The organism is Nodosilinea sp. FACHB-141, from assembly GCF_014696135.1.
Classification (GTDB): Bacteria; Cyanobacteriota; Cyanobacteriia; order Phormidesmidales; family Phormidesmidaceae; genus Nodosilinea.
On the sequence record NZ_JACJPP010000007.1, the window covers coordinates 164763 to 179769 of the forward strand.

Consider the following 15007-nt stretch of genomic DNA (forward strand, 5'->3'; position numbering starts at 1 on the left):
TCGCCATTGCTATTAAGTTTTGCCCCCAACTTAGGATTCATAGACATGGTGAAGCAAGGTGCATCGCCCCGCCTTACTGCGACTTCGGCTGTTGATACGTTAACCCGAGGGCTCAGCACTCAGCGCCCTCTCGTAAAATCTCCCTTCTTTATTTGTTGCTCAGGGCGGTCTGGTTCTACCCACCTACGCCTCATGCTGGATCACCACCCTCAGTTATCTTGTGTTGATGAAGTGGGTTACATCACCGAGCTGGTGTCTGATGATGGCGATATGCCTGATGTGGCAACGTACCGCCAGTGGCTAGAATCTGATTTCATTTTTCAATCTTGTTGCGACTTCACTATCGACCCTGATTTAGACTTCTATGAATTGGTAAACGATTTTCTTTGCCAACAGAAGGATTGCAGCAATAAGCAGGCAGTGGGTGCAATCAGCCATTTTGATTTCATTCGGCTTTTAAAGCTTTGGCCAGATGCACGTTTTATTCACATGGTGCGAGATGGGCGAGATGTCGCCTATTCCTGGATGAAGGAGATGCATCTCTTTGAAAATCCTTGGTTCGCCGCTGAGAAATGGCGTGAGGCAGAGCAGGCTTGGGAGCGGTTGGCTCAGCGTCTTCCCGAGGGACAGTATCTAGAAATTACCTATGAGGATATGGTCAACGACACGGTAGGTACACTGACAGAGGTTTGTCAGTTTCTAGGTGTTGACTATGATGCTGAAATGCTGAAATTTAGTAAAGCAGGAAGCTACTTCACTTTGCCAGATCCAAAGTTTAGTGGTCTATGGCGATCGCATCTCTCTCCCTGGGAAATACAAGTAGCAGAAGCCAACATTTCAGATTTGCTCATTGATAGAGGCTATAGGCTCAGCGAACTGCCCAGGTTGACGGTTAGCTCTCTAGATCTGAAGCGGTTTAAGCTGGTGGAGAAGGTATTTATGTGGCGGCAACGCATTGGCTTTTTTGGCCTGCGTCTGTCAGCAGCTGAGTACTTCTCACGTCGCCTTGGTCTGCAGGGGTGGCACCGACGGGTAAAACAAAACATGCATGCGATTTCAATTCCTGCTTTGAAGCGCTAGCGACCCAACAAGGCAAGACAGCCTCCGCGTTTGCCGCGTTCACTCTCATCCCTGGCCCTTCTTAAAAAAGAGAAGAGCTGGGGATTTCTATATTTATGAGGTGTGAGTTTTGTATAGGCCGCAGGCCGATCGCAACCGGACGAAGTTGAACCTGTAGGGCGGGCGCGATCGCCAGGCTCATCCTCGCAGCCACAAGGGTGGCATAAAGCTGTACTGACTTCTTCAATTTGGGATTCCTAGAGCGACGCAACAGAATCGTGGGGGATAACGCAGTGGAGTGGCGAGCTGGGTAAAATCGCCCCAAGCAGGCCAATCCGCCGCCTGTAAAGCGCTGAGGCTAATTTAATCCACCGAATCCCAGCGCTGGTACGCAAGGCTTGCTGCGAATAAAACGTCCTTATTGAAAATCTGTTGCATTAATCCCGAGGCTTGGGTATCTTAGTAACAACGATAGTCAATAGCAAAGCAACCGATGTCCCCAGGGTATCGCGTCCAGTAATTCTTAGAAAAATGCCTTAATGCTTTCTGGGAAAGGGATCCAGCTTTTTCAAACCTCGGCTGAGCCCAACACCTTAGCGTTTAGTTCAGAGTTAGTTTCAATAAGTTCTGACCCCTAGCGGTCAACACTATGGAGATTCAGTCGAGTTAATATGCACGTTTTAGAGTCAGATTATTTAGGGTCAGGGCAAGACCTGCAAAATACTGCCCCCGCTCAAACCGTGGTTGATTTAGACCGGGTAACCCGCTGGAACGTCTACCGCCGCCTGCAAGAGCTGAACCTAGTGTGCGCCTGTGGTAGCGATCGCCCGCTTACTGTCGCCATCGACACCCCTGCCGATGCTTTGCTGGTTTGGAGCGTGGTGCAGGCTGCCATTCAGCCCAAGCTATGCCTCGCCGACCACCTGAAGCGCTGCTGGCAGCAAAGGAGCCTGACATGAGCCGCCATGAGCCCGCCACCCTAGAGGCTGGTACTGTCTCCACTGGTCAAGTGCTCAAGGGTCAATACAGTGGGGTCTATCGCTCCGACAAAGGCAAGATCAAGGGACTGCTGCTGCAAGCCGGTGAAGCCAAGTTCACTGTTAAGCTGCCCAAATATTTGCGTCCCATGCTGATGCGTGAGTTAGCACCGGGTGACTTCGTGCAGGTCTGGGCCTATCCCGAAGACGATCGCTGGCGGGCAATTAATGTTTTGCCTCTGCCCAAGTGCGAGGCGGAGGTACTGCAACAGCAGTGGGGCGACCTTGCCCCTGTCCCAGAGCTGACTCGAACCTCGCAAAAACGCATGTGCATCGAGATTTGCACTAAGGGCAAATGCTACAAGCAGGGGGCGCGTCAAGTCCACAGCGCCCTGCAAGAGGTCGTGGATCGCGATCCAGCTTTGGCCCACGTTGCTATCAAGGAAACTGGCTGCATGAAAGCCTGCAAGCAAGGCCCAAACCTTCGCCTGCCCAATGGCCGAATGCTGCACCGGGTCAGCCCCGCCGACGCTTTAGCGCAGCTGGACGCAAAACGATGACCGCTCAGGAATCTAATCCCCAGCGGTAGGACTATTGGCTGGTGATTGTGACTGGGCGTTTTCAAACTGGATTATCTGGAAGGTGTATCTCGATTCGTAGGTGGTGAGCGTGAGCGATCGTCCGCTGGAGGACAACTACAGCAAAATAACCCTGCCCTCAATGAATGAGCAGCAGGGTTTGCAGATGGCTCTTCTCAGCAACTACCAGCCCAGTTTGAGGCTGTCTGGAGTGAGGAAGTGCTCTAGATGGTAAGCCCGCTCCTCGGTTTTCAGCAAAATTTGCTCGTAGAGGTAGCGAGTAGCGCGATCGCCCAAGCTCTCAGCCTGGGCAGCCAGCCGACGAATCAGTTCGATCAGCGACTGCTCAGCTTTCAGATCGTGGTCGATCATGATGCGGCAGCGGTAGGTGTCGTCGTTTTCCATGTCGAAGCAGCACAGCTCAGCCAGCTTGCCAAAGCTGAGAGGAGGAATTCCCCCCAGCCCGTGCAGGCGCTCTCCCACCTCGTGAGCGTGGCCTTGAGCCGCTTCGTAGCTCTCCTCGAAATAGTTGTGGAGCATGTAGTACTCAGAACCTTCCACAACAAAATGGTGCTTTTGGTACTGCAACGACAGGGCTGTAAAGCTGGCATAGAGCGTCGCCAGTCCATCCACCACTGGTTCTGTAACCGACTTCTCCAGCAATACTGGGTTGTTTGCCACCTCGCCATAGGTTTGCAGCAGAGTCTCAGTAATCGGCATAAGCATCCCCCTTTTTTAGCAGTGAAAGCAGCCCTAGCCTTTCAGGGTTGCTTATTGAGCCTAGCTCATTTTTTTGAATCTAGCTAATAACTTTGTTTGCCTAAAAAAGTATGGAGAAGTGCAGAATTTAACTGTTAATAGGAATAGCGAAAATGATTTTCAATAGGTTGAATTCTTTGTATCGAAACTGATTGGCGATAGGCTCAAACCCCTTGGTGAAAGCCACTTTCAATAACAATGACTAATTTAATAAGCCTAGGGCGATCGCCCAAAATCCTGCTTTAGTTATTCCCTTCGTTAGATGTCAATGCTCTGATTTATATGGTCAACCTAACTGCTTTCTTCAATTGTGACGACCAGACGATGGAACAAGATCCAGCTCTGCCTAGCTTAAATCAAGAGCCCGAACTACTCAAAACCGTTCTTAATAAGGAAGGGTTTCGGTTCACCAACCAGCGACAAAAAATACTGGACTTGTTTCAGTCGGCAGCTCTGGGTCATCACCTCAATGCTGAAGAAATCCATCAGCAGTTGCTAGATCAGGGTGAAAAAATCAGCTTTTCTACCATCTATAGAGCGTTACACGTCATGGTCAGATTAGGGTTGCTGCAAGAGCTAGAGCTAGCTGAGGGCAGAAAGTATTACGAACTCAATACTCCCTTTATGAATCAGCACCACCATTTGGTCTGTGTTCACTGCGGCGATGTAGAAGAGTTTGAAGATGCCAAAATGACCCAGGTGGGCAGCAATGAGAGTGCCTCCCACGGGTTCTCGCTGCTGAACTGCCAGTTTACGGTGTATGGCATTTGCCCTAGCTGCCAGTCACTGCTGGGCTAAATGTCGGTAATAGTGCCACAGTAAGTGGGCCACCGCACCCCGGTAGGGATCGAGAGTTGCTGTAGAGATCAATAGGTCCTTGCGAGTGGGGCGGCTTTCTAGATTGTGTAGCCGCTGGTAGCTAATTTGAATGGCCAAATCTGAGGCGGGGAAGCTGCTCAACCGCTGGAGGCAAAACAGTAGGTAGACTTCCGCCGTCCAAACGCCAATGCCTTTAATCTGAGTTAGATGTGCGATCGCCTCTGTGTCGGGCAATGTGGCGAGGGTTTCTAGGCTGAGCTGGCCCGACAAAATGGCGTTGGCGAGTCGCTGGCAAGTGGCGATTTTAGCTTGGCTGAGCCCCACCTGTTTGAGGGTGCTGTCTGGGGTGGCGGCGATCGCTTCAGGGGTCAACTCTATGGTCGCCATCAACCGTTGAAAGATTGCTTGGGCCGCTCTCGACGACAGCTGCTGTCCCATAATGATGCGCACCAGCGATGGCAACCCGGCGGCCCAGGCGCGAACGGTGAGGGGACCAGCTTCGGCCTCAATGTGCTGAAAGGTGGGGGCGCGATCGCACACCACCGTCACCGCCTGCCGCAGCTGAGGGCTGGGTGGCAGTAGCTCGCTATCTAGGATCTTGGCTACATCATTACGCGGCATTGCAACAATCATCCTAAACCCAGAATCCGAAATCGCTCGATCAACTGCTGAGCCAAAGCACCACGGGCAGGGTAAACACACTGAGAAAGGTCGAAAGCACAATGGTTCTAGCCACACGGGTTCTGTCACCACCCAGCTCTGTCACCCAGATCAGCGAGTTGACGGCCACGGGCATGGCCGCCTGGAGCACCAGCACCTGCCGGTCTAACCCCTGCAAACCCATTGCCGTACCAATGCCGTAGGCCAGCACGGGTGCCACCACCAACCGCAGCACCGCACCGATTAATTCATAGCGATCGAATACCAGCTCCGTCCGTGCTAGCTGCACCCCCAGCGTCAGCAGCGCCACCGGAATTGCGCCCTCCCCCAGCAGCGCCATGCCCCGCTCCAGCGGTAGCGGAAACGCTTCGTGTGTAGCCTGGAGACCGATGCCCGCGAGGGCGGCCCAAAATACTGGCAGCCGCAGCGTGACGTTGATCCCGGCCTTTAGCCCTGCCTGCTGCAGCACAATGGGGAAGACGGTGGCGATCATTACGCTAGAGCCCACCAGATACACCACCGCCCGCTCTAGCCCGGCCTCGCCGAGGGCAAACAAAATGAAGGGCAGCCCCAGGTTGCCCACGTTTGAGAACATCACAATGGCAATGAGGCTCTTTTGCTCATCCACCGAAAAGTCGAGGCGACGGCTTAGCCCCACCGCCAGCAGGTACAGCACCACGGTATTGAGCAAAAAGCTGGTGATGATCGCGATCGCACTGCCCATCGCCAGCGTGGTCTCAGCCAGGCTAGTCAACACCAGCGCGGGCAGCAGGGCGTAGATGTTCAACCGAGTCAGGGTTTGCATGTCTAGCTCAAAGCTGCGCCCCACGCCAAACCCCACCAGAGCCACCAGGGCCACAGGCAGCATCGCCGAAATCAAAACTTCCATAAATACCTAGTGATTTTCACCCTACCACCTGTGACAGGGTGACTGTTCGGGGGGCGATGCGGCGACTGAACCACGGCGATGACTTCTAAAACTGCCGACTCCACTCCTGCGGCCAGCGCTCGACTACCACTTTGGTCTGCGTGAAAAATTCCACCGCGTGAGCTCCCTGCCCGTGGAGGTCGCCGAAGAAGCTATCCTTCCAGCCGCTGAAGGGAAAGAAGGCCATGGGTGCCGCCACGCCAATATTGATGCCAATGTTGCCAGCGGTGGCCTCGTAGCGGAATTGGCGGGCGGCGGCACCACTGTTGGTGAAGAGGCAGGCCATGTTGCCCCAGGGGCTGCGGTTCACTAGGGCGATCGCTGCCTCAATTGTGTCCACCGGCATCAGCCCCAGCACCGGGCCGAAGATTTCCGTATGGGCGATTTCTCCAGAGGGGGAAACGTTTTGTAGCACCGTGGGTTTGACGAAGTGACCCGCTTCCAGGGTGGAAATGTGAGCGTTGCGGCCATCCACCAGCACCGTCGCCCCTTCATCAGCGCCGGTTTGAATCAGGCTCTCAATGCGCTGCTGGCTTTGGGCTGTAATCACCGGTCCCATCTGCACCTCGGGGTCGAGGCCATCGCCAACGATGCGGGTAGCGGCGGTGTGGGCGATCGCATCAGTAAACCACTCGGTCGCTTCCCCCACCGTTACCGCTAGGGACGCCGCCAGACAGCGCTGACCGGCACAGCCAAAGGCGCTATCGGCCACAATTCGCGTGGTCATGTCGCGATCGGCATCGGGCAGCACAATCACCGGGTTTTTGGCCCCGCCCTGGCACTGCACCCGCTTGCCGTGGGCCGCCGCCTGGGCATAGATATATTTGGCGACCGGCGAGGAGCCGACAAAGCTGATCGCCCGAATGGTGGGGTGTTCTAGAATCGCATCTACCGTTTCTTTAGCCCCATTCACCAGGTTCACCACGCCGGGTGGAAAGCCCGCCTGATCCAGCAGCTCGAAGATGCGCTGCATAGTCAGGGGCACTTTTTCGGAGGGTTTGACGATGTAGGTGTTGCCGCAGGCCAGGGCATAGGGCATAAACCAAAAGGGAATCATGGCGGGGAAGTTAAAGGGGGCGATCGCCGCCGCCACCCCCAACGGTTGCCGAATCATAAACTCGTCGATGCCGCTGGCAATATCCTCCAACACCGTGCCCTGCATCATCATCGGGATGCCGCAGGCCACCTCTACGTTTTCGATCGCCCGCCGCAGCTCGCCTTTTGACTCGGCCAGGGTTTTGCCACACTCCTGGGTAATAGTCTGAGCCAGCTCCTCTAGGTGCGTTTCTAGCAGGTCTTTTAGCTTAAACAGGTACTGCACTCGCTGGGGCGGGGGAACTCGACGCCACTCCTCAAACGCCTTCTCGGCAGCACGGGCGGCCTGAGCGACCTCGTCTTTAGGAGAAACCGGCACCTGACCCAGCACTTCCCCCGTAGCCGGGTTATTCACCGAAAGCACATCCCCTGCCGCAGACGGTAACCACTGGCCGTTGATGTAGTTTTTGAGAGTTCCCAATTCGGTCATAAAAGTGCCTGATTACTCCTCAATAAGCATCATAGGCGCTGTTTTGGCGCGTAGTTTTCCCGCCTCTCAAGAGCGCAAGCCCTGTGCTTTTACCTTGGAAGCATCTTTTGTGCCAGGGGTAGTGATCTCGTAGGGACGTAGCATGCTACGCCCCTACGGGGTTTCCGATTATGAATCTGGCTTTCCCAATCGCGGATCTAAACTGTGGCCTTCTCCTTAGCCAAGAACTTCTCTAGCTCGGTCAAGGCATCGGCATCGACCTTAGTCTGCATGGGGCAGAACTTGGGGCCGCACATGGAGCAAAACTCGGCGGTTTTGTAAATGTCGGCAGGCAAGGTTTCGTCGTGGTACTCCTTGGCCCGCTCAGGATCCAGCGACAGCTCGAACTGTTTGTTCCAGTCGAAGTTGTAGCGGGCGTGGGACATAGCATCATCGCGATCGCGCGCTCCTGGTCTGTGCCGGGCAATATCTGCCGCGTGAGCCGCAATCTTGTATGCGATCAGCCCCGCTCGCACATCCTCAGCGTTGGGTAGACCCAGGTGCTCCTTCGGCGTTACGTAGCAGAGCATGGCTGCCCCGCTCCACCCCGCCAGCGCTGCGCCAATGGCCGAGCTGATGTGGTCGTAGCCGGCGGCAATGTCGGTGACCAGGGGGCCGAGCACGTAGAAGGGCGCTTCGGCGCACTCTTCCATTTGCTTTTTGACGTTGTAGTCGATCTGATCCATCGGTACGTGGCCGGGGCCTTCTACCATTACCTGCACGTTGTGCTCCCATGCTTGGTGGGTGAGCTGGCCCAGGGTTTTGAGTTCGGCCATCTGAGCGGCATCGGTGGCGTCGTGCAAGCAGCCAGGGCGGAGGGAATCGCCCAGGCTAAAGCTCACGTCGTAGCGCTTGAAGATTTCGATAATGTCGTTGAAGTGGGTGTAGAGCGGGTTTTGCTTGTGGTGGTGCAGCATCCAGCGGGCGAGAATGCCGCCGCCGCGCGAGACAATGCCGGTGATGCGATCGCGTACCAAGGGCAAGTGCTCAATCAAAATTCCGGCGTGGATGGTTTGGTAATCGACCCCTTGCTGGGCGTGCTTCTCGATGATGTGGAGAAAGTCGTCAGCGGTGAGGTTTTCGATGTTGCCGTGAACGCTCTCTAGCGCCTGATAGACCGGCACTGTGCCGATTGGAATCGTCGAGGCATTAATAATGGCGGTGCGAATGGCGTCGAGATCGCCGCCCCCCGTCGAAAGATCCATCAGGGTGTCGGCCCCGTACTTCACTGCCAAGTGCAGCTTAGCCACTTCTTCATTGATATCCGACGAGTTGGGCGACGCGCCGATGTTGGCATTCACCTTGCACTTCGACGCAATGCCGATCGCCATTGGCTCCAAATTTGGGTGATTGATGTTGGCGGGGATAATCATGCGGCCCCGCGCCACCTCATTGCGGATCAGGTCGGCGGGTAGGTTCTCCCGCTTTGCCACGTAGGCCATCTCTTCGGTGATGATGCCTTGGCGAGCGTAGTGCATTTGGGACACGTTGGTGTGACCTTTGCGCTTGGCGATCCATTCAGTTCTCATGGTTTACCTCTGGTGTGGCGCTAGAGGGCTTGCCTGGTGGATCACGTTGGGTGAGTGAGGATAGGTAAAGCCAAAACGGTTGAGCAATCGTAAGCAAAGCTCAGCAATCTGCTGAATCTTCACCTAATACCCTGGCTTAGCGCCAGAACGTCAGTTTACCCGTCGTTTCGGTTGGTAACCTCAAGCAACGCTTTCCTCCGCTGGTATTAACCAGGTCAGGTTCTGAGGGTATGATCTCAGTCCGATGAGTCGGACACCCCTAGCTTGCTGGCATCGTACCACTGATGTTTAGGGGTAGCGCGAATTAGTTACGGTTCCTCACAGAGCACATCGACGCCCACGTTCAGGGCAATGAGAGCAGACAGAAAACGAAAAAAGCTCTTTATGACAAGATTTTGGCAATTTGAACGGCCTTTGCTATTTGTTTACTGGTTCTAGCTAGTTTTGTAGGTCGTTCAACCCAAATTATCTACGAGAATAGCCGTTAAAGGCGATCATCCCGACGTAAACGAGAATTCAGTTAGGAGCAGATTGCTTTGCCTAGAACTGTTCATTGGCCTTAAGTCTTCCTACAGACAGGTAAAGCGCTAACTAACTTAGTTCTTCAGCAAGAGGAAGGGGCATCCCGTGGTTCCTATGATGCACGTAGTGTTGCAGCAGATTTTTTCTGCAAAAGTAGCGACGCTACTAGCTGAGACCATAAAGCCTCTCTGGAGCATAGAGCACAAAACGATAGGAAAGCTAGCTGTCACAAGCAGAAGCAAATCGAGAGCCGCAGTCTAGGTAGTCAAGAGCAATCGTGACCTAGGAATGTAGCTACCGCTTTTCCTTGCTGGCAGTAGACAGTACTGCTCTTACAAAACTGTTCTCAAAAAACCCTTGTTACACGGAGTATCTTGCCATGAATGAAATTAGTATGAATAGCGAACAAAAATGTGCATTAGCGCTGGGAATTATCTTCACCTTTTTAGGAATTGCTGGTTTTATTCCCGCTCTTGTCAACCTGCCTGGCGCAGGAATGGGAGCTAGTGCACCAGTAGACACAAGCGCAATTCCAGTTAGCGGTGGGCCTACTTACATAGCTGCTTACCTAAGAGGTTTTGGCTATTTGTTTGGGCTCTTCCCGACTAACCTGCTTCACAATATGGTTCACCTAGCCATCGGTGGCTTTGGCCTATTTTCGGCTACGGGTAAAGAAGGGGCGTTTAGATACAATCGATTCTTTGCTATTAGCTATTTGCTGCTTGCCGTTATGGGGTTGATTCCGCTCTCAAATACCCTCTTTGGTATCATGCCCATCTTTGGCAACAACGTTTGGTTCAACGCTGTAACAGGGGCGATCGCGGCTTACTTTGCCTTCGTCTGGCATCCTAGCCATCCCGAATCGACAGCTCCTTCTACGCAATAGTCGTCTAATGACTATGCAATTGGCTGGCGCTACGAATTGACTCGATAAGCGTCAGATCTGCTTTCAAGCGCACGGTAATTTTTGACCGTGCGCTTATTTGATTCTCAGCTGTCGCTTGCCGCAAAGCTTAGATTTGATCCGATTTACGGTTTGTGGGTAATGTCTCGGCATTGAAGATGATTGAGCCGAAATTCGATTTGGTAAACCCCGATTCATAGTCAGGAACCCCGTAGGGCGTAGCATGCTACGCCCCTACAAATTGGGGAGTGTTCATTCGGAATTTGGTATGAGATCTATAGCAGTGGATCATTCGCCCGACGCTGTGTATCGGTCAAACTATCAGCCGGTAGCGAATCGCTCTCCCCGTAGGCGTGGATGTCGCGGCTGAGAATGCCAAAGTCGAAGGTCTCCGTCTTACCACCCTGAGCTTTAATCTGGATCCATACCAGGCAGACTAGCGTCGATACCACAACGGGGGCGGCAAAGCTAACCAGCAGATCGCCTGCAAAGGGTAGACCGTTCCAGGGGCTAAAGTCGGGCCGTGGGAAGAATAGGGCACCAGTCGCGATCGCCACCACCGCACTCCAAAACGCCATCGTCCCCGTCAAGCGCCGTGAATATAGGCCAAACAGCACTGGAAATGCTGCTCCGGCGCAAATCAAGTCGGCTAGCAGAAACAGGTACAGCACGTTGTAGCCCTGAGAGGCAATCAGAATGGCGGGGATGCCGATGAGCACGGTTAGAATGCGCGAAGCCCGCAAAATGCCCGCCGTGGGCGTGGTCGGCATCAGCCGCACCAAATCAAGGGTAAAAACACTCGCAATGCCGTTCAGTAGTGCACTCAGGGTACTCATCACTAGGGCTAGCACCAGCAGCAAAATGCCCATGCCCACCCAGGTGGGCAGCTCTAAGGCCTGAACCAGCGAGAAAAAGGCGCGATCGTCGTTGAAGCCAAAGTGCATCGCCAAAATGCCCAGCATGCCTGCAAGCAACAGCATTGGCCAAATGACCAAAGACGATCTCAAAAAAGACCGCCGCACAACGGTATTAGTTTTGCAGGCATAGACCCGTTGCCAGTTGCCCTGGTTAAACATTTCGGCTGCAATCACAGCGATCACCAGGGTGGCCCCAAATTTAATGCCGGGACCGTTAGCTAGGCTTAACAGTTCTGGCGCAGACTGGGTCACAGGGGCGATCGCATTTCCCCACCCTCCTAGGGCAACTACCGCTACACCAAAGCTGAGCAGCAGCAGCGGCACGATCACCACAAACTGAAGGGCATCGGTAAAGATAGACGCCTCTAGCCCGCCGACAACGGTGTAGATAAAGACACCTGTAATGACGAGCAGGGCAGTCAACCAGAGGGGCACCCCGGCCATCAGTTCGACCGCTTTGGCGATCGCCGTCAGCTCCGCCGCCAGGTAAATGAACATGTAAAACACCCCAATGCCCAGGGTTAGCAAATACATGGCCTGGCCATAGCGGTGAAGCACGTATTCATTCAGCGAGTGACCGTTGGGCATCAAAAACCGCATGCGGGTGCCCAAAAACGCCAGCATTGCCGCTGGGGTAGCCTGCCCAATGCAGTAGCCCACAATGCCCGCAATGCCGCTGGTGGCTCCTACCTCGGGTGGGCTAAATAAGATCCAAGCGCCTATGGCCGAGGCGACGATGGTCGCTAAGGCCATGCCGGTGCCCACCCGGTTACGGCTCACCACGTAATCTTCTAGGGTGATGGTGTGGCGGCTCGCTTGCAGCAAACCCAGCAGGGTAAAGCTAGCCACGGTTACTAAGATGACAGCGATCGCTGTGGCACCAATGGTCATAGAAACGCACCTCACAAACAACGGTGTGGCGCTAGAGGACGTTCCTGGGCGGGTCGTTGGGTAAGTGAGGACGGGTGAAATCGAACGCTACAAAGCTACAGATAGTGGGCATCAGTTTTATGCTGACACCTCACCAATTGTTCTAGAACTCTCTCTAGAACGCCTATAGGCTCGTCGTTTCGGTCTGTGACCTCAAGCAACGCTTTCCTCCGCTGGTATCAACCAGGTCAGGTTCTGAGGGTATGATCTCAGTCCAATTGCTCGGACACCCCTAGCTTGATAGCATCCTACCACTGGTGTTTGCAGCAAACGCAAATGGCTTACAGTTCCGCACCGCACCGCTTGCCCGCAGAAAAGTTCCGTTTTCGTCGCCAGAGACTGTTCAAAAACGGATTCCACTGCCCCTTTTAGGGAGCTACAGAGCGCATCGCTGACCGCAAAGACCGGGAGATTTGACTCAGACCCTAGTCCTATATCTGCTTTAAGTGGTGCAGGCTAAAGAGCTGATTCTCATCCGTCCACACCTGCACTGGCTTGAAACCCGCTTCCATCGCCAAAAGCTGAAACTCATCTACTGTGTATTTATAAGAATGCTCAGTGCGCAGGGTTTCGCCTTGGCGAAAGGAAATTTCGGCATTGCCCAGTCGCACAGTTTGGTCGCAGAGGCTGGCGATCGCCATCTCAATCCGTCCCTGGTCCTCGTTGTAGTGCGCCCGATACTCAAACTGGGTCAGGTCAAAATCGGCTCCTAGTTCTCGGTTGATCCTCTCCAGCACATTTAGGGCGAAGGCTGCCGAAACCCCTTGGGCATCGTCATAGGCGGGTTCGAGGATAGCGGCAGATTTCTTGAGATCTACCCCAACGATCAAATCACCCAGCACCGCTACGGTTTTGAGAAAGCTGATCACCTCGGCAGGCTCCAGATTGCCAATGGAAGAACCGGGAAAAAAGCCGATGGTGGGGCGGTTTTGTAGCTCAGGGATGGCGGCGATGGGTAGAGGTTGAGTGTAGTCAGCACAGACGGCGATCGCATCCAACCCACCAAAGTCCTGCATCAGCGCTGCACAGGCTTCCTGCAAATGCTGCCGCGAAATATCCACCCCCACGTAGGTCGTCACCTGAGGGGCAGCGTCTAGCAAAATGCGAATTTTTTGGCTGCTGCCACTGCCCAGTTCAACCAAGACGCGGTGATCTAGAGCCGCCGCAACATCCTCTGCATAGGTACGCAAAATAGCCATCTCGGTACGCGTCAGGTAATACTCCGGCAGCTGACAGATGGCATCAAACAGCTCCGACCCCCGTTTGTCGTAGAGAAACTTAGGAGAAAGCGTCTTTTGCGGCTGGCTCAGACCCCGTAGCACTGCGCTGCGAAAATCTTCCACTGGCGGATGAAAGTCGTAAAGCTTGACGGGAGAGGGCTTGGTTTGGGAGGTGGGGGGCATGGGGAGTGGGTGAGTAGGGGAGTGGGCGAGTGGATGAGTGGGTGAGTAGGAGGGTGGATGAGTGGGCGAGTGGATGGGTGGATGAGTGGGAGGGTGGATGCGATGCTGGCGTGAAACTTACCCGCCTACCCACCTACTCGCCTACCCGCCTAACCCATCCACCCATCTACCCATCCACTCCCTTCGCCAGCCGCAGGCCGCTAAACTGCCACCGGGCGCTGGGCGGAAAGAAATTGCGATAGCTAGGGCGAATGTGGCCGGGCGGAGTTACGCAGGAGCCGCCGCGTAGCACCATTTGGTTGCACATAAACTTGCCGTTGTATTCTCCCACGGCACCGGGGGCAGGGCGAAAGCCGGGGTAGGGCAGGTAGGCGCTCTGGGTCCATTCCCAAACATCGCCGTAGAGCTGCTGGAGTTTCTGGGATTTCGATGCGGGTTGTGGGTGCAGATGGTCGGCGGCGAGGAGATTGCCTTGGATGGAAACCTCTGAGGCCGCGACTTCCCATTCGGCTTCGGTGGGGAGGCGATCGCCCCGCCATTGGGCAAAGGCATCGGCCTCAAAGTAGCTGAGGTGGCACACGGGTGCCGCTGGGTTCACGGGCTGCATGCCGCCCAGCGTGAACAGCCACCACTCACCGTCGCGCTGCTCCCAGTACAGAGGCGCTTGCCAGCCTTCGCTCTGCACCATGCCCCAGCCCTCGGCTAGCCAGTGGGCAGCGGTCTGGTAGCCTTTGTCAGCAATAAATTCTAGATATTCGCCGTTAGTGACGAGGCGGTTGGCTAGGGCAAAATCTTGGAGATAGACCCGATGGGCCGGGCTTTCGTTGTCAAAGGCAAACCCAGAAGATTGATGGCCGAGGTCATAAAGGCCACCGGGAAAATCCACGAACGTCAGCGGTGTTGGGGATTCAGCCTGTCCCAGGGCGACGTCTGAACGGTAGACGGGACGCAGGGGATTGATCGCCAGATTGTATTTGAGGTCGGTGAGGATGAGTTCTTGGTGTTGCTGCTCGTGGTGCAGGCCGAGGGTGGTCAGTTCTGCTACGGCGGGATGGTCGGCGCAATCGCACAGCAGCCTTTCCATCGCTGCATCTACATGGGCGCGATATTCATAGACCTCTTTTACTGTGGGGCGCGACAGCAGCCCGCGCTGGGGCCGAGGATGGCGATCGCCCACCGCCTCATAGTAGGAGTTAAACAAGTAGCCGTAGCCGGGGTGAAATTCTCGGTAGCCTTCGAGGTGGGGGCGCAGCAGAAAGGTCTCAAAAAACCAGGAGGTGTGGGCCAAATGCCACTTTGGAGGGCTGACATCGGCCATGCTCTGTACGCCATAGTCTTCAATCTCAAGCGGTTCACAAAGGGTCTCGCTAAGGTGGCGCACGGCGCCATATTGAGCTACTAAATCAGCTGTGGCCGAGACCTCTAACGGTGGTGCAAAGGGTGAAGAAAGCGTCATTT

13 protein-coding genes and 2 riboswitches are annotated in these 15007 nt (G+C 54.7%); of the genes, 5 read left to right on the forward strand and 8 right to left on the reverse strand.

Translation table 11 applies throughout. The annotated features are described in order from the left end of the window. Positions 1–45 precede the first annotated feature (45 nt). From H6F59_RS04155 to H6F59_RS04165, 3 genes are all read left to right on the forward strand, one after another. Positions 46–1080, forward strand: coding sequence for a sulfotransferase (locus H6F59_RS04155; RefSeq protein WP_190695512.1), 1035 nt, complete (start codon positions 46–48; stop codon positions 1078–1080). A gap of 650 nt (positions 1081–1730) precedes the next feature. Then, positions 1731–2018: an Asr1405/Asl0597 family protein gene (locus tag H6F59_RS04160; protein WP_190695516.1), complete on the forward strand. Its 288-nt coding sequence runs from the start codon at positions 1731–1733 to the stop codon at positions 2016–2018. Continuing rightward, positions 2015–2596 carry a (2Fe-2S) ferredoxin domain-containing protein gene (locus H6F59_RS04165; RefSeq protein ID WP_206755192.1) on the forward strand — a complete coding sequence of 194 codons (582 nt, stop codon included), beginning with the start codon at positions 2015–2017 and terminating at the stop codon, positions 2594–2596. Before H6F59_RS04160 ends, H6F59_RS04165 begins: the two co-directional genes overlap by 4 nt. Before the next feature lie 201 nt (positions 2597–2797). On the opposite strand, the gene H6F59_RS04170 is transcribed toward H6F59_RS04165, so the two are convergent. Then, the gene (locus H6F59_RS04170) at positions 2798–3334 is read right to left on the reverse strand and encodes a Dps family protein (protein WP_190521779.1); all 537 of its coding nucleotides are present in this window, start codon (positions 3332–3334) and stop codon (positions 2798–2800) included. A 363-nt stretch (positions 3335–3697) separates the two neighbouring features. Between H6F59_RS04170 and H6F59_RS04175 the strand changes: the two genes are divergently transcribed. After that, positions 3698–4171 (forward strand): Fur family transcriptional regulator, encoded by a 474-nt coding sequence (locus tag H6F59_RS04175; RefSeq protein WP_190695522.1) that lies wholly within the window; start codon positions 3698–3700, stop codon positions 4169–4171. Here H6F59_RS04175 and H6F59_RS04180 read toward each other — a convergent pair. The 4 genes from H6F59_RS04180 to thiC form a co-directional block, all read right to left on the reverse strand. Next, on the reverse strand, positions 4157–4813 hold the full coding sequence (locus tag H6F59_RS04180) for a DNA-3-methyladenine glycosylase (RefSeq protein ID WP_190695525.1): 657 nt from the start codon (positions 4811–4813) through the stop codon (positions 4157–4159). The two genes, H6F59_RS04175 and H6F59_RS04180, sit on opposite strands and share 15 nt — an antisense overlap. Before the next feature lie 40 nt (positions 4814–4853). Beyond that, positions 4854–5741 carry an AEC family transporter gene (locus H6F59_RS04185; RefSeq protein WP_190695529.1) on the reverse strand — a complete coding sequence of 296 codons (888 nt, stop codon included), beginning with the start codon at positions 5739–5741 and terminating at the stop codon, positions 4854–4856. A gap of 85 nt (positions 5742–5826) precedes the next feature. After that, positions 5827–7305 carry a CoA-acylating methylmalonate-semialdehyde dehydrogenase gene (locus H6F59_RS04190; RefSeq protein WP_190695534.1) on the reverse strand — a complete coding sequence of 493 codons (1479 nt, stop codon included), beginning with the start codon at positions 7303–7305 and terminating at the stop codon, positions 5827–5829. 197 nt (positions 7306–7502) lie between these two features. Then, positions 7503–8873 (reverse strand): phosphomethylpyrimidine synthase, encoded by a 1371-nt coding sequence (thiC, locus tag H6F59_RS04195; protein ID WP_190695537.1) that lies wholly within the window; start codon positions 8871–8873, stop codon positions 7503–7505. Positions 8874–9048: 175 nt separating this feature from the next. After that, positions 9049–9144, reverse strand: a riboswitch (TPP riboswitch). A 630-nt stretch (positions 9145–9774) separates the two neighbouring features. Here thiC and H6F59_RS04200 point away from each other — a divergent pair. Next, on the forward strand, positions 9775–10281 hold the full coding sequence (locus H6F59_RS04200; protein ID WP_242021262.1) for a DUF4383 domain-containing protein: 507 nt from the start codon (positions 9775–9777) through the stop codon (positions 10279–10281). A gap of 293 nt (positions 10282–10574) precedes the next feature. Here H6F59_RS04200 and H6F59_RS04205 read toward each other — a convergent pair whose 3' ends face one another. From H6F59_RS04205 to egtB, 3 genes are all read right to left on the reverse strand, one after another. Continuing rightward, positions 10575–12107: a sodium:solute symporter family transporter gene (locus H6F59_RS04205; protein ID WP_190695542.1), complete on the reverse strand. Its 1533-nt coding sequence runs from the start codon at positions 12105–12107 to the stop codon at positions 10575–10577. 187 nt (positions 12108–12294) lie between these two features. Continuing rightward, positions 12295–12390, reverse strand: a riboswitch (TPP riboswitch). Positions 12391–12577: 187 nt separating this feature from the next. Beyond that, positions 12578–13549: an L-histidine N(alpha)-methyltransferase gene (gene egtD, locus H6F59_RS04210; protein WP_190695545.1), complete on the reverse strand. Its 972-nt coding sequence runs from the start codon at positions 13547–13549 to the stop codon at positions 12578–12580. Positions 13550–13715: 166 nt separating this feature from the next. Further along, the gene (egtB, locus tag H6F59_RS04215; RefSeq protein WP_190695548.1) at positions 13716–15005 is read right to left on the reverse strand and encodes an ergothioneine biosynthesis protein EgtB; all 1290 of its coding nucleotides are present in this window, start codon (positions 15003–15005) and stop codon (positions 13716–13718) included. Positions 15006–15007 lie beyond the last annotated feature (2 nt).

Bases quoted from the DNA above. Each gene is read 5' to 3' on its own strand.
- H6F59_RS04180 (WP_190695525.1), bottom strand. From the start codon at position 4,813: ATGCCGCGTAATGATGTAGCCAAGATCCTAGATAGCGAGCTACTGCCA.
- egtD (WP_190695545.1), bottom strand. From the start codon at position 13,549: ATGCCCCCCACCTCCCAAACCAAGCCCTCTCCCGTCAAGCTTTACGAC.
- H6F59_RS04190 (WP_190695534.1), bottom strand. From the start codon at position 7,305: ATGACCGAATTGGGAACTCTCAAAAACTACATCAACGGCCAGTGGTTA.
- H6F59_RS04205 (WP_190695542.1), bottom strand. From the start codon at position 12,107: ATGACCATTGGTGCCACAGCGATCGCTGTCATCTTAGTAACCGTGGCT.
- H6F59_RS04160 (WP_190695516.1), top strand. From the start codon at position 1,731: ATGCACGTTTTAGAGTCAGATTATTTAGGGTCAGGGCAAGACCTGCAA.
- H6F59_RS04155 (WP_190695512.1), top strand. From the start codon at position 46: ATGGTGAAGCAAGGTGCATCGCCCCGCCTTACTGCGACTTCGGCTGTT.
- H6F59_RS04200 (WP_242021262.1), top strand. From the start codon at position 9,775: ATGAATGAAATTAGTATGAATAGCGAACAAAAATGTGCATTAGCGCTG.
- H6F59_RS04165 (WP_206755192.1), top strand. From the start codon at position 2,015: ATGAGCCGCCATGAGCCCGCCACCCTAGAGGCTGGTACTGTCTCCACT.
- H6F59_RS04175 (WP_190695522.1), top strand. From the start codon at position 3,698: ATGGAACAAGATCCAGCTCTGCCTAGCTTAAATCAAGAGCCCGAACTA.
- thiC (WP_190695537.1), bottom strand. From the start codon at position 8,873: ATGAGAACTGAATGGATCGCCAAGCGCAAAGGTCACACCAACGTGTCC.
- H6F59_RS04170 (WP_190521779.1), bottom strand. From the start codon at position 3,334: ATGCCGATTACTGAGACTCTGCTGCAAACCTATGGCGAGGTGGCAAAC.
- egtB (WP_190695548.1), bottom strand. From the start codon at position 15,005: ATGACGCTTTCTTCACCCTTTGCACCACCGTTAGAGGTCTCGGCCACA.
- H6F59_RS04185 (WP_190695529.1), bottom strand. From the start codon at position 5,741: ATGGAAGTTTTGATTTCGGCGATGCTGCCTGTGGCCCTGGTGGCTCTG.